At 70.9% G+C, this 13,654-nt stretch carries 12 protein-coding genes; 7 read left to right on the top strand and 5 right to left on the bottom strand.

The annotated features are described in order from the left end of the window. Positions 1-42: 42 nt before the first annotated feature. Positions 43-1,602 (bottom strand): glycosyl hydrolase 53 family protein, encoded by a 1,560-nt coding sequence (locus IEZ11_RS17275; protein WP_189263651.1) that lies wholly within the window; start codon positions 1,600-1,602, stop codon positions 43-45. 153 nt (positions 1,603-1,755) lie between these two features. After that, the gene (locus IEZ11_RS17270) at positions 1,756-3,777 is read right to left on the bottom strand and encodes a beta-galactosidase (protein WP_189263650.1); all 2,022 of its coding nucleotides are present in this window, start codon (positions 3,775-3,777) and stop codon (positions 1,756-1,758) included. 249 nt (positions 3,778-4,026) lie between these two features. Here IEZ11_RS17270 and IEZ11_RS17265 point away from each other — a divergent pair, with 249 nt between their 5' ends. The 6 genes from IEZ11_RS17265 to IEZ11_RS17240 all read left to right on the top strand — a co-directional run bounded on the left by IEZ11_RS17265 (position 4,027) and on the right by IEZ11_RS17240 (position 9,222). Further along, positions 4,027-5,346 (top strand): ABC transporter substrate-binding protein, encoded by a 1,320-nt coding sequence (locus IEZ11_RS17265; RefSeq protein WP_189263649.1) that lies wholly within the window; start codon positions 4,027-4,029, stop codon positions 5,344-5,346. Further along, on the top strand, positions 5,343-6,269 hold the full coding sequence (locus IEZ11_RS17260; protein WP_189263648.1) for a carbohydrate ABC transporter permease: 927 nt from the start codon (positions 5,343-5,345) through the stop codon (positions 6,267-6,269). Before IEZ11_RS17265 ends, IEZ11_RS17260 begins: the two co-directional genes overlap by 4 nt. Then, entirely contained in the window at positions 6,266-7,171 is a 906-nt protein-coding gene (locus tag IEZ11_RS17255) for a carbohydrate ABC transporter permease (RefSeq protein WP_189263647.1), read from the top strand. The genes IEZ11_RS17260 and IEZ11_RS17255 overlap by 4 nt, the downstream gene beginning before the upstream one ends. Further along, the gene (locus tag IEZ11_RS17250) at positions 7,168-8,202 is read left to right on the top strand and encodes a LacI family DNA-binding transcriptional regulator (protein ID WP_189263646.1); all 1,035 of its coding nucleotides are present in this window, start codon (positions 7,168-7,170) and stop codon (positions 8,200-8,202) included. Before IEZ11_RS17255 ends, IEZ11_RS17250 begins: the two co-directional genes overlap by 4 nt. A 197-nt stretch (positions 8,203-8,399) precedes the next feature. Then, positions 8,400-8,750: a VOC family protein gene (locus IEZ11_RS17245; RefSeq protein ID WP_189263645.1), complete on the top strand. Its 351-nt coding sequence runs from the start codon at positions 8,400-8,402 to the stop codon at positions 8,748-8,750. Positions 8,751-8,823: 73 nt separating this feature from the next. Further along, positions 8,824-9,222 carry a MarR family winged helix-turn-helix transcriptional regulator gene (locus tag IEZ11_RS17240; RefSeq protein ID WP_189263644.1) on the top strand — a complete coding sequence of 133 codons (399 nt, stop codon included), beginning with the start codon at positions 8,824-8,826 and terminating at the stop codon, positions 9,220-9,222. A 149-nt stretch (positions 9,223-9,371) separates the two neighbouring features. Here IEZ11_RS17240 and pqqB read toward each other — a convergent pair whose 3' ends face one another. The 3 genes from pqqB to IEZ11_RS17225 form a co-directional block, all read right to left on the bottom strand. Further along, entirely contained in the window at positions 9,372-10,262 is an 891-nt protein-coding gene (gene pqqB / locus IEZ11_RS17235; RefSeq protein ID WP_189263643.1) for a pyrroloquinoline quinone biosynthesis protein PqqB, read from the bottom strand. Between the two features lie 62 nt (positions 10,263-10,324). Further along, complete coding sequence (locus tag IEZ11_RS17230; RefSeq protein ID WP_189263642.1) at positions 10,325-11,437, bottom strand: hypothetical protein; 1,113 nt, start codon at positions 11,435-11,437, stop codon at positions 10,325-10,327. Between the two features lie 50 nt (positions 11,438-11,487). Beyond that, positions 11,488-11,889, bottom strand: coding sequence for an SseB family protein (locus IEZ11_RS17225; protein ID WP_189263641.1), 402 nt, complete (start codon positions 11,887-11,889; stop codon positions 11,488-11,490). 347 nt (positions 11,890-12,236) lie between these two features. Between IEZ11_RS17225 and IEZ11_RS17220 the strand changes: the two genes are divergently transcribed. Continuing rightward, positions 12,237-13,652, top strand: coding sequence for a family 2B encapsulin nanocompartment shell protein (locus IEZ11_RS17220; RefSeq protein ID WP_189263640.1), 1,416 nt, complete (start codon positions 12,237-12,239; stop codon positions 13,650-13,652). Positions 13,653-13,654 lie beyond the last annotated feature (2 nt).

Here is a 13,654-nt window from a genome sequence, read left to right as displayed (position 1 = left end):
GCCCGACCGTCCCCTTACGGCCGGGCCCCCGTCAGCGGTGGTTCAGCGGTGGCTGAACCACGCCATGGAGGAGAGCGCCTTGTCGTCGTAGCCGAACAGGGCCTGGTTCTCCCAGCCGTTGCCGGAGGAGGCGTCGGTCGGGTCCCAGCCGTTGCCGGTGACGGCGGTCCAGGTCGCCTCCCAGTAGAAGACGCCGAGGCCACGGCCGTTCGGGACCGCCTCGACGATGTTGGCTACGGCGTTCATCCAGGCCAGCTGACCGGCGGCGGTGGCCGGGTAGCCGGTGACCAGTTCGCTGCTGGTGTCGATCTGGTTCTCCAGCGAGTCGTCCTGGGCGAGGGTGAACGGGTAGGCGGTCTCGGCGATGAAGACCGGCTTGGAGTAGCGGGACGCCACGTCGTCCAGGGTGGTCTGGGCGGCGGCCAGCGAACCGTGCCAGTAGCCGTAGTACGACAGCCCGATCACGTCGTAGTTGATGCCGTAGGTCTTGGCGTTGTCGAACCACCAGCGGACCGTGGCGTCGTCGCCTGCGTTGGCCAGGTGCAGGGCGACCTGGGTGGCGGAGGAGACCGCCTTGGCCGCGCTGTAGCCGGAGTTGATCAGGCCGGCGAGCTGGGACCAGTTGTCGGTGGAGCCCTCGGACCAGAGCATGCCGCCGTTGATCTCGTTGCCGATCTGGACCATGTCGGCCGTGGTGCCCTGGGACTTCAGCGCGTTGAGGACGTCGTACGTGTGGTTGTACACGTCGGTCTTCAGCTGGCTGTAGGAGTGGCCGGACCAGGCGGCGGGCTTGGTCTGCTTGCCCGGGTCGGCCCAGGTGTCCGAGTAGTGGAAGTCGACCAGCAGCTTCATGCCGGCCGCCTTGATCCGCTTGGCCATGGCCAGGACATGGGCCTTGTCGTTGTAGCCGTCGGCCGGGTTGACCCAGACCTTCAGGCGCGCGTAGTTCATGCCGGCGCCCTTCAGGATGGTGACCGCGTCCCCGGTGGTGCCGGAACTGGTCTTGTAGACCCCGCCCTTGGCCTCGCTCTTGGCCAGCGACGAGATGTCGGCGCCCTTGATGGACAGACCGGTCGAGCCGGACGCGAAGGTCAGGTCGTCGACGTTGATCCAGTTGCCCGCGTTGGCGTCGGAGTAGACGCTCACCGTGCACTGGTTGTTGGTGACCGCGATCGAGGTGACGATGCGGACCCAGCTGCTGGTGGAGACCGGCAGGTCGGTGCGCTGCTCCGAACTCCCGCAGTTCTTCAGGGATATGTAGGCGGAGTTCTGCCCGCCGCTGGAGCGGACCCAGGCGGTGAGCGTGTAGTTGCCGTTGGTCAGCCCCGACAGGTACTGGTAGGTCTCCACCTTGTAGGCGGAGGCCGAGTAATGGCTCAGCCGGTAACTGCCGCTGTGGCCGCCGGACTCGGTGTACGAGGCGCCCGTGTCGCCGTACTCCGACCAGCCGGTGGGCGTGGCCACGCCCGCACCGTCCGACTCGAAGCCGCCGTTGGTGAGGGTGCTCGCCGCCTGGGCGGTCTGCGCGGGCAGGGCGGTGAGGGCGAGCCCGGCCAGGAGCGGCAGCAGCAGGGCTCTGATGGTGCGTCTGGGATGGAACATCATCGTCCGTCGTCCCTTCGACGTGACTGCGGTGGGGATGTCCTCCGGCGGGGCCGGAGGAGCACCCCTCCGCCCGCGGCTCTCGTGGCGCTCACGGGCGGAGGGGAGTCTGGGCGGGCGCGGGCACGACGGCCCCGGGTCCCGCGCCGGGGTTCAGCCGTCGAGTCGTACGACCCGCACGGCGCCCGCCGGGACGGCGAGCCGGCCCGCGGCGCGTTCACCCGTCAGCAGTTCGGTGCCGGGCGCCTCCAGGGGCACCTTGGCGTCGGTGGCGGTGTGGTTGATCGCGAACAGGAAGGTGCCGGACTCGCCGGTGCGCCGGACTACCTCGACATCGCGGGGCAGGTCGGCGCGGGGCGCGATCCGGGCGTCCTCGGCGGCCCAGCCGAGGAGGGCGTCCAGGCCCTGCGCGTCCAGGCGCGTCGACACGTACCAGGCGGTGCCCTCCCCCAGCTGGTGCCGGGTGACCGCCGGGCGGCCGGCGGTGAGGCCGTCGGCGTAGGTCCAGACCGTCTCGGCGGCGCCCGGCACGACGAACTCGGTCCACACGTCGCCGGTCAGCTCGGAGCCGTCGGGGCCGGTCAGCCGCACCCGCTGGTCCTTCAGCAGGGGCGAGAACTCCTCGACGGTGAGGCCGAGGGTCTCCCGCAGGGTGCCCGGGTAGGCGCCCTCGTGCACCGCGTCGTGTTCGTCGACGATCCCGGAGAAGTACGAGACGACGAGGGTGCCGCCGTTCTCGACGTACTCGCGGAGGTTGTTCCCGGCCGCCTCCGTCATCAGGTAGAGGGCCGGTACGACGACAAGGGGATAGGCCGACAAGTCGCTTTCGGGGTGGGCGAAGTCGACGGTGAGATGGCGGTCGTAGAGGGCCTCGTAGAAGGCGTCGGCGCGCTCGCGCGGGTCGTGGTCCTCGCTGGGGCGCCACTGGAGGTTCTGCGCCCACCAGGACTGCCAGTCCCACAGGACGGCCACGTCGGCCCGGGTGCGGGTGCCCTTGATCTGGCTCAACGAGTCCAGGGAGGCGCCGAGTTCGACGACCTCGCGCCACACCCGGGTCCCGGTGCCGGCGTGCGGGAGCATCGCGGAGTGGAACTTCTCGGCGCCGTGCCGGGACTGCCGCCACTGGAAGAACAGCGCGCCGTCGGAGCCGCGGGCCACGTGCGCCAGGGAGTTGCGGGCCATCTGGCCGGGGGCCTTGGCCGGGTTGCGGGGCTGCCAGTTGACGCCCGACGTGGAGTGTTCGAGGAGCAGCCAGGGGGCGCCGGCGGCGACCGAGCGGGTGAGGTCCGCGGCCATCGCGAGGTTGACGTGGGTGCGGCGGCCGTCGGTGATCAGGTAGTGGTCGTTGGTGACCAGGTCGACCTCGCGGCCCCAGGCCCAGTAGTCCATGGAGTCGCACTGGCTGAGGGCGGTCATGAAGTTGGTGGTGACCGGGACGCCGGGCGAGAGGCGGTGCAGGATGTCCCGCTCCATGCGGAAGTTCTCGCGGATGGTGGCGTCGGTGAACCGCTTGTAGTCGAGGGCCTGGCCGGGGTTGCCGACGGTCGGGGTGACCCGCGGCGGGTTGATCTGCGCCAGGTCCGTGTAGTGCTGGCCCCAGAAGGCCGTGCCCCAGGCCTCGTTGACGGCCTCGACGGTCCCGTGGGCGGCGGCGAGCCAGCGGCGGAAGTGCGCGGCGCAGGAGTCGCAGTAGCAGGCCGAGACGGGGACGCCGTACTCGTTGTGGACGTGCCACAGGGCGAGGGCCGGGTGGTCGCCGTAGCGCTCGGCGAGGCGGGTGGTGATGTTCGCCGCCGCCGCCCGGTAGTCGGCGTCGGAGTGGCAGATGGCGCCGCGGGAGCCGAACTCGTAGCGCACGCCCTCCGCGGTCACCGGGAGCGCCTCGGGGTGGGCGCGGTAGAACCAGGCCGGCGGCGCCACGGTGGGGGTGCCGAGGTCGACGCGGATGCCGTTGTCGTGCAGCAGGTCGAGGAGCCGGTCGAGCCAGCCGAAGTCGTACTCCCCCGGGGCCGGCTCCAGCAGGGCCCAGGAGAAGATCCCGACGCTCACCATCGAGACCCCGGCCTCGCGCATCAGCCGGACGTCCTCGTGCCAGACGTCTTCCGGCCACTGCTCGGGGTTGTAGTCCCCACCGAAGGCGAGCCTGGTCAGGCCCCTGGGGGTGGTGTCCGGCATGGATCTCTCCCGTTTAATCGATCATTTGGGAACGTTCACACACATCGATCGTGGCGTGAGCCCAACATAACCGCACAGCAACAACCATTGACAAGTGTCCGGGATGTTTCTCTACTGTGAACGCTCACAGAGCATGACACGGACTCGCGGCAGGCGATGATCCGGGTCTGTGCTGTCTGGAAAGCCCACACATTCATCTGCATGGCAGGTTCCCGCGACGGGCGGGGACCCAGGTCAGGGGAGAGATCCATGCCGCACACGAAGCGCCGTCGCCTCGTGACAACCGCCGTCGCCGTCTCGCTCGGCGCCACCGCACTCGCCGCCTGCGGCTCGTCCGACGACGACAGCAAGGCCGACTCCGGTCCGGTCTCGCTGACGTACTGGGCCTGGGCGCCCGGTATGGACAAGGTCGTCGACCTGTGGAACAAGGGCGAGGGCAAGAAGGACCAGATCACCGTCACGGTGAAGAAGCAGGCGTCCGGCGACACCCTGGTCACCAAGATCCTCACCGCGCACAAGGCGAAGAACGGCCCCGACCTGGTGCAGGCCGAGTACCAGGCGCTGCCCACGCTGGTCAGCAACGACGCGGTCGCCGACATATCGAAGAACGTCGGTGACGCGAAGAGCAAGTTCGCCGACGGGGTCTGGCAGCAGGTCACGCTGGGCACGAACGCGGTGTACGCGGTGCCCCAGGACATCGGCCCGATGATGTTCTACTACCGCGCCGACCTCTTCAAGAAGTACGGCCTCAAGGTGCCGACCACCTGGGACGAGTTCGCCCAGGACGCCCGTCAGCTGAAGAAGAAGGCACCGGACCTCGACCTGACCACGTTCTCCGCCAACGACTCCGGGCTCTTCGCGGGCCTCGCCCAGCAGGCCGGCGCCAAGTGGTGGACCACCTCCGGCGACCAGTGGAAGGTCGCCATCGACGACGCGGCCACCCAGAAGGTCGCCTCGTTCTGGGGCGGCCTGGTCAAGGAAGGGGTCATCGACAACCAGCCGATGTACACCCCGGCCTGGAACAAGGCGCTGGACACCGGCAAGCAGATCGCCTGGGTCTCCGCCGTGTGGGCACCGGGCACCCTGACCACCGCCGCGCCCGACACCAAGGGCAAGTGGGCGATGGCCGCGCTCCCCCAGTGGTCCGCGTCCGAGAACGTCACCGGCAGCTGGGGCGGCTCCTCCACCGCCGTCACCACGGACTCCAAGCACCAGGCGGCCGCCGCCAAGTTCGCCGCCTGGCTGAACACCGACGGCGAGGCGCTCAACGCGCTGGCCAAGGAGAGCGGCATCTACCCGGCCGCCACGAACGCCCAGACCAGCGGCGCCTTCGCCACCCCGCCGGCCTACTTCTCGAACCAGTCGGACTTCTACACCAAGGCCGCCGAGATCGCGAAGACCACGGCGCCCTCCGCCTGGGGCCCGAACGTGAACGTCGCCTACACGTCCTTCAACGACGCGTTCGGCACCGCCGCGAAGAACAAGTCGGACTTCACCGCCGCCCTGAAGACGATGCAGGACGACACGGTCGCCGACATGAAGAAGCAGGGCTTCGAGGTCTCTCAGTGAGCAGCACCGCCGGCCGGAGGTCGTACGGGGTCAAGGGGGCCCCGTACGCCTTCCTCGTCCCCGCCGCGATCCTCTTCGCGCTGTTCTTCGCGCTGCCCATCGGGTACGCGGTCTGGCTCAGCTTCCGCAAGGTGCACGTCTCCGGCCTCGGCCTGGGCGCCGGCGCCCGCAGCGAGGTCTGGGCCGGCCTGGAGAACTACCGGGACGCCCTCACCGACAACGAGTTCTACGACGGTGCGCTGCGCGTCCTCGGCTACGGCTGCATCGTCGTCCCGGTGATGCTCGGCCTCGCCCTGCTGTTCGCCCTGATGCTCGACTCCGAGCGGGTCCGGCTCGCCCCGTTCACCCGGCTCGCGATCTTCCTGCCGTACGCCATCCCCGGCGTGGTGGCCGCGCTGCTGTGGGGCTTCCTGTACCTGCCGGACGTCAGCCCCTTCTACTACGTGCTCGACAGGCTGCACCTGCCGCAGCCGAACCTGCTGGACGGCGGTCCGCTGTACCTGGCCCTGTCCAACATCGCGGTCTGGGGCGGCACCGGCTTCAACATGATCGTCATCTACACCTCGCTGCGTGCCATCCCGGCCGAGGTCTACGAGGCGGCCAAACTGGACGGCGCCTCCCCGTTGCAGACCGCCCTGAAGATCAAGATCCCGATGGTGGCGCCCTCGCTGGTGCTGACCTTCTTCTTCTCGATCATCGCGACGCTCCAGGTCTTCAACGAGCCGACCACCCTCAAACCCCTCACCAACTCGGTCAACACGACCTGGAGTCCGCTGATGAAGGTGTACGTGGACGCCTTCGCCAAGGGCGACATCTACTCCGCGGCGGCCGAGGCGACCCTCATCGCCCTCGCCACGCTGATGCTGTCCTTCGGTTTCCTGCGGGCCGCGAACCGCCGGAACAGGCAGGAGGCAGCAGGATGAGTTCTCTTGCCGTCCGCAAGGCCGCCCCGGCCGCGGGTACCACGCCCGGCACCGCCCAGGGGCCGCCGCTGCGCCGCCGGATCGCCCTGGTCCCGACGCTCACGCTGCTGCTGGGCGCGATCTACACGCTGCTGCCGGTGGCCTGGGTGGTGATCGCGTCCACCAAGTCCGGCAGCGAGCTGTTCTCCACGTTCACCTTCCTGCCCGGCTCCGGCTTCACCCAGAACCTCAAGGACCTCAACGCCTACCGGGACGGCATCTACTGGCAGTGGATGCTCAACTCCGGTCTGTACGCCGGTCTCGGTGCCCTGGTCTCGACGTGCGTGTCGGCGTTCACCGGCTACGCCCTCGCCACCTACCGGTTCAGGGGCCGCGAAGCGATCTTCAACGTGCTGCTCGCCGGCGTGCTGATGCCTCCGGTCATCCTCGCCATCCCGCAGTACCTGCTGCTGGCCAAGGCGAACCTCACGGACTCCTACCTGTCCGTGCTGCTGCCACAGATCCTCGCGCCGTACGGCGTCTACCTCTCGCGGATCTACGCGGCCGCGGCCGTCCCCACCGACGTGGTGGAGGCGGGGCGGATGGACGGGGCGAGCGAGTGGCGGATCTTCACCCGGATCGCGCTGCCGATGATGATCCCCGGCATGGTCACGGTGTTCCTGTTCCAGTTCGTGGCCATCTGGAACAACTTCCTCCTGCCGTACATCATGCTGAGCAACGACGAGAGGTTCCCGCTCACCCTCGGTCTGTACACACTCCTGATGCAGGGCGCCAACACCCCGGCGCTGTACACCCTGGTGATCACCGGTGCGTTCCTGGCCGTGCTGCCGCTGATCGCGCTCTTCCTGGTCATTCAGCGCTTCTGGAGCCTTGACCTGCTGTCCGGGGCCGTAAAGTCATGACCATGAGCAGCAATGCGGGGGGCCGGCGCAAACCGCCGACGATCCACGACGTGGCGCGCGAGGCAGGCGTCTCACGAGGCACTGTCTCGCGCGTGCTCAACGGCGGGCACTACGTCAGCCCCGCCGCCCGGGAGGCGGTCGACGACGCCATCCGGCGAACCGGGTACGTCGTCAACCGGCACGCCCGGTCGCTGATCACCGGGCGTTCGGACTCGGTCGGCTTCCTGCTGACGGAGCCGCAGGAGAGGTTCTTCGAGGACCCCAACTTCAACGTGCTGCTGAGCGGTTGTACGCAGGCGCTGGCCCGGCACGACATACCGCTGCTGCTGATGCTGGCGGGTACCAAGGAGGAACGGCGGCGGATCACCCGGTACATCACCGCCGGGCACGTCGACGGGGTGCTGCTGGTGTCGAGCCACTCGGGTGACCCGGTCGCGGAGGAACTGCGCGCGGCGGGCGTACCCCTGGTGGCCTGCGGCAAGCCGATCGGCCTCGGCTCGAAGGTGAGTTACGTCGCCGCCGACGACCGGGACGGCGCCCGGGACATGGTCCGGCACCTGCTGGCCGTGGGACGCCGTCGGATCGGCATGATCACCGGCCCGCTGGACACCCCGGGCGGTGTCGAGCGGCTCGCCGGGTACAAGGAGATCCTCACCGAGGCGGGCATCGCGATCGACGAGGCACTCGTCGTGTCCGGGGACTACAGCAAGGCGAGCGGTGAGGCGGGAGCGGAGCGGCTGCTCGCGCAGGCCCCGGACCTGGACGCCGTCTTCGTGGCCTCGGACCTCATGGCGCAGGGCGTGCTGGCGGTGTTGCAGCGGGCCGGGAAGCGGGTGCCGGATGACATCGCTGTCGGCGGTTTCGACGACTCCCCGGCAGCCACGGCGGTGACCCCGGCGCTCACCACCATCCGCCAGCCCTGGGACCGGATCAGCACCGAGATGGTCCGCGTCCTGCTCGCCCAGATAGGCGGGGAGGACCCCGCGGCGGTGATCCTGCCGACGGAGCTGGTGCGGCGCGAGTCGACGTGAGCGCTCCGCTGGGAGGGCCGGGACATGCCGTCGGTCGTCTGCGGCGCCGTCGTGGCTGGTCGCGCAGTTCCCCGCGCCCCTCTGGGGCGCTACGGCAACCGGTCAGGATCGGAGAAGCGGGGGTGGGCCGACGCGTCCTAGCGTGGGATCACCGGCCGGGAAGCGCCGGTTCCCTTATCGCGAGGAGTGAGAGCGCCATGAGCGAAGGCGTGCAGACGATCATCTACCCCGTGAAGGACGCGGCGCGGGCCAAGGCCCTGTTCGGCGCGCTGCTGGGCGTCGAGCCGTACGCCGACGAGCCCTACTACATCGGGTTCAAGGCGGCGGGGCAGGACGTCGGCCTCGACCCGAACGGTCATGCCCAGGGGCTGACCGGGCCGACGCCGTTCTGGCACGTCACCGATCTGCGGGAGCGGCTCGCGGCGCTGCTGGCGGCCGGCGCCGAGCTGGTCCAGGACGCCCGGGACGTCGGCAACGGCCGGCTGGTCGCGTCGGTGAAGGACGCCGACGGCAACATGGTGGGGCTGCTCCAGAACCCGGTCGGCTGAGCACCGTACGACTGCGTGCACCCGCACTAGTTGCACACTCAACAATTGGCTTGATCGGTGTTACCGTGCGGGTATGGCAGTGAAGACGGCCGAGGCCCGGCTGGAGGAACAGTGGCGGGACATCCTGTCGGTGCACGCGCGCACGATGTGCGAGATCGACCGGGTGCTGCATCCGCACGGGCTCGGCGCGAGCGACTTCGAGGTGCTCGACCTGCTCGCCACCGAGACGCCCGCCGAGGGTGACCAGTGCCGGGTGCAGAACCTGGTGGGACGGGTCCATCTGAGCCAGAGCGCGCTCTCCCGGCTGATCGGGCGACTGGAGAAGGACGGCCTGGTGGAGCGCTCGGTCTGTGCGGAGGACCGGCGGGGCGTGTGGGTCGCGCTCACCGCCAGGGGCCGCGCCGTGCACGCCGAGGTGCGCCCGCTGCAGCGGGCGGTGCTGGCGCGGACGCTCGAAGGCACGGACGGCTGAGCGCTCCGCCGGAAATACCACGACCGGAAGTACCACGACCGGAAGTACCGCGACCCGCCGTGTGCCGACCTGGGGCCTGTCTGACAGTTCCCCAGGCACCGTCGTGGCCCGTCGCGCGGTTCCCCGCGCCCCTTGCGGGGCCGACCCGCCTAGAGCGCGAACTCGATCCCGTCGGGGAGGACCTCGACGCCCTCCGCGGCCACCTGGGCGCGGGCCCGGGACGCCGGGTCGACCAGCGGGTTGGTGTTGTTGAGGTGGGTGTAGATCCGGCGGGCGCGCGGATGGCGGGCCAGGGCGGCGAGGCTGCCGTGCGGGCCGGAGACCGGGAGATGGCCCATCGCCGCCTGGCCGGGGCCGGTGGGGGCCGCTGTGCCCATCTCGTCGGCGCTGAAGAAGGTGCCGTCCAGCAGCACGCAGTCGGCCTCCGCGCACAGCTCGTCCAGCACGTCGCTCCAGGCGCCCACGCAGGGGGCGTAGAGCAGCACTCCCCCGGTGGCCAGGTCCTCGACGCGGTACGCCGTGACCCAGCGGCCGTCGGCCTCGGCGAGCTCGGGCGGCACGTACGCCGGGACCTTGGCGCCGACCGGGTGCGCGGTGACGACCAGGCCGCCGGCCAGCACGAAGCCGCCGTCGGCCAGGCTGTCGGCCCATTGCCAGGGAGCGTAGCGGTCCAGGGCGCCCCGGGCGGGCGCCAGCACCGTCCCCACCGGCGGGGCCGCGTACACCTTGAGGTCCGGCGCCCCGCGCAGCACGGTCAGGCCGCTGACGTGGTCGGCCTCGGCGTCGGTGAGCAGCACGCCGCGTACCGGGGTGTCCCTAGGGCCCGGTCCCGGCCACAGCGCGGCCGTGGCGGTGAGCTGGGCGCGGATGTCCGGGGAGGCGTTGAGCAGCCACCAGTCCCGGCCGTTGCCGGTCAGCGCCACGCACTCCTGGGTCCGGGAGGGCAGCTTGCCGTCCCGGGCGGCCGCGCACAGCGCGCAGGCGCAGTTCCACTGCGGGAATCCGCCGCCCGCGGCGGTGCCCAGCAGGACGACCCTCACGACGATCCGCCCCTCTCGGTCTCCCCGGCCCCTGCTGGGATCTTCCCTCATGAAGCGCCGCGCTACCCGCCGGAAGGAGGAACTTCCGGCCGTCCTTCGAACGGCCGCCGGTCCACCGGGCGCCGCGGCGGAATCGGCTCCGAGGGAAAGTCGCGGCCACCGGTCCACAGCGCGGGTACCGCGTCGCAGCGGCGGCACAGCTCGTAGGCGACCGCCTCGTAGTTGACCCGCCAGCCGTGGAAGTGCGGCCAGGCCTCCTCGGTGCCGCGTTCGGCGCGGAAGCCGGTCTTCTCCAGCATGGCCACGGCCTCCTCGAACTCGCCATAGGTCAGCTCGACGGGGGCGTCCGGGGCCGGGTCGGTGTCGACGGTCGCCCGCACGGAGACGGCGATGTCACGCAGTGCGGTGAACCCCGCGCGCAGCATCAGCCGGGCCTCGGGCGGGGCGGCGCGCGGAGCGAGCGCCAGCTGCATGGCGGCCGCGTCCATGACGGCGATCAGCCCGACCAGCCAGCTGCGGTAGGGGCGGGGCGAGCGGAACGCCAACAGCACCGGGTAGGTGGCGTGGCTCTCGCCCATGTCCGCGGCCAGCCGCTCCCAGGACCGGTACAGCTCGGGCAGCGCCGTCTCGGTGTCGACCAGCCACTGCCGGGCGAGGATCTCCGGACCCCAGGCGGGCTCCCCGGCCCGGGACTGGAGCAGGGTGACCTCCAGTTCACGGCGGTTGTAGGCCGCGTACAGCGTGGGCAGATAGGCGATCTGGAGCGCGATGACGACCGGGCCGGTGGCGGCGGCGACGAAGTCGAGCGCGGACAGCCGCAGCCGGGCACCGCTGGCGAACCCGAGGGTGAACAGGCTGGAGCCCGCCTCCCGGAAGGCGGTGCTCCAGGACAGCGGGGAGAACGCGTACAGCAGCATCCCGAAGCCGAGGAACGCCCCGCCGAGCCAGGCGGCGAGCATGCCGACCAGCATGAGCGGGGCGAGCCAGGTCTGGGCGCGGTCGATGGCCCGGTAGCCGCCCCGGTGCGCGGCGAGGCAGAGCACCCGGCGCAGGCCCCACCACAGCCGGTACACCAGTACGGAGTACAGGCCCCGGGGGACCACGAGCGTGCGCAGGATGCTGCGCAGGACCAGGACGAGCACCAGTCCCCCGGCCACCCCGGAGATCCATTCCATGGCGCCATTCTGGCCCGGGGGCCGGCCTGTCGGTGACCGGAGCCCTTCGGTCAGCCCGCCGGCCGCGCCAGCAGGGTGCGCACTCCCTCGGAGGTGAGCGTCAGCGCGTGCGCCGAGCTGCCGTCTATGGCGAGCGAGAGGTTGTCCTCGGGCCACTGCGAGGCGAGCGCGCCGAGCGGCACCACGCGGTAGCGGGAGACCGTCGGCAGCAGACCGGTCAGCTCCCCCTCCGAGGTGAACACGGGGACGACGGGGTCGCCGTCGGGGCGTTCCAGGACGGGCAGGGCGATCATCGCGGGGTCGGCCGCCTCCGCGGCGTCGTCCGGCACCGGGACCAGCACGTCACTGTGGGCGAGCGTGTCCAGGGCGTCATGGTCCTCGGCGTTCACGGCCAGCGTGTCGAGCGCTCGCTGGGCCGGCGTCGGGAGGTCGTCGTGTGCGGGTGTCTCCATGGCAGGTCCCCAGGTAGCGGTGGTGGTACAGGCCGCAGGGCCGGCAGGTCACCGGGCGGCCACGGCACGCGTACCCGGTCGGGGCCGGGGCATGCGCCGGGAGCGACGGGGCTTTCACCGCGCCCCGGGATGCCGCGCCGCGATCCCGGTGGCTCCCGGCCGGAAACCGGCGGCCGGGGGTGGCCGGGGTGGAGTGAGGGGTGGTGATGGCGCAGTTCCCGGTGGCACGTGCCTCGCGCTCCGTCCCCCGGCATCACTCACGGCGCGGGTCGGGGGGTAGGGGTAGCCCCGGAAGGTGACGGTCCGTGTCCGTTCCGTCACCCAAGTGACGCGAGAGAAGGAAATCGATGTCGGTCGAGACCGGTACGACGCCCCCGGCGGACGCCGAGGAGCGGGAGCAGCAGAGCCTCGGCACCGCCGCGGCACGGAATCTCACCACGACGACCAAGTCCGCACCCCAGATGCAGGAGATCAGCTCACGGTGGCTGACCCGGACGCTGCCGTGGGTGGACGTGCCCGGCGGTACCTACCGCGTCAACCGCAGACTGTCGTACCGGGTCGGCGACGGCCGGGTGACCTTCGTGCAGACCGGCGCGCAGGTCGCGGTGATCCCGGCCGAGCTGGGCGAGCTGCCGTTGCTGCGGGGCTTCGAGGACGGCACCGCGCTGCAGGCGCTGGCGGCGCGGTTCGAGCAGCGGGAGTACGAGCCGGGGCAGGTGATCGTGGCGGCCGGCCGCCCGGCCGACCATGTGTATCTGATCGCGCACGGCAAGGTGGAGCAGATCGGGGCGGGGCCCTACGGCGACGAGGCGGTGGTCGGACTCCTCGCGGACGGCGACACCTTCGGCGGCCGGGTGCTCGCCGGGCTCGACGGCGGCTGGGAGTTCACCGCCCGCGCGGCTACGGCGACCACCGTGCTGGCGCTGCCGCACACGGCGTACCAGGAGGTGGTGGACCGGCACGCCGCTCTTCGCGCGCACGTGGAGCTGGCCCGGCTTGACGGACACCGGGAGACGAACGCCTTCGGCGAGGCCGAGATCGCGCTCAGCGCGGGCCATACCGGCGAGCCGGACATCCCGCACACCTTCGCGGACTACGAGCCGGCGCCACGCGAGTACGAACTGAGCGTCGCCCAGACCGTGTTGCGCGTGCACACCCGGGTGGCCGACCTCTACAGCAGGCCGATGGACCAGACTGAGCACCAACTCAGGCTCGTCGTGGAGGTGTTGCGGGAGCGGCAGGAGCACGAGCTGGTCAACAACCGGGACTTCGGCCTGCTGCACAACGCCGACCACGGCCAGCGGATCTCCACGCACTCGGGTCCGCCCACCCCGGACGACCTCGACGAGCTCCTCGCCATGCGGCGTGACACCACGCATCTGTTCGCCCACCCCAGGGCGATCGCGGCGTTCGGGCGGGAGTGCAACAAGCGCGGTCTGTACTTCGGCGGGATCGAGGTCGGCGGCCATCATCTCCCGGCCTGGCGGGGCGTCCCGCTGCTCCCCTGCGGCAAGATCCCGGTCACCGGGGCCCGCACCTCCTCCATCATCGCGCTGCGGGCCGGCGAGCAGAACCAGGGCGTGATCGGCCTCCTCCAGACCGGCCTGCCGGACGAGACGGAGCCCGGCCTGGCCGTCCGCCTCATGGGCATCAACGAACAAGCGGTCGCCTCCTACCTGGTCACCGCCTACTACTCGGCCGCCGTCCTGGTCCCGGACGCCCTCGGCATCCTGGAGAACGTGGAGGTGTCCCGCCGGGACTAGGC

This window comes from Streptomyces fuscichromogenes (assembly GCF_014645815.1).
In the GTDB taxonomy this organism is placed as follows: Bacteria; Actinomycetota; Actinomycetes; order Streptomycetales; family Streptomycetaceae; genus Streptomyces; species Streptomyces fuscichromogenes.
This window is presented reverse-complemented; position numbering and strand designations above follow the sequence as displayed.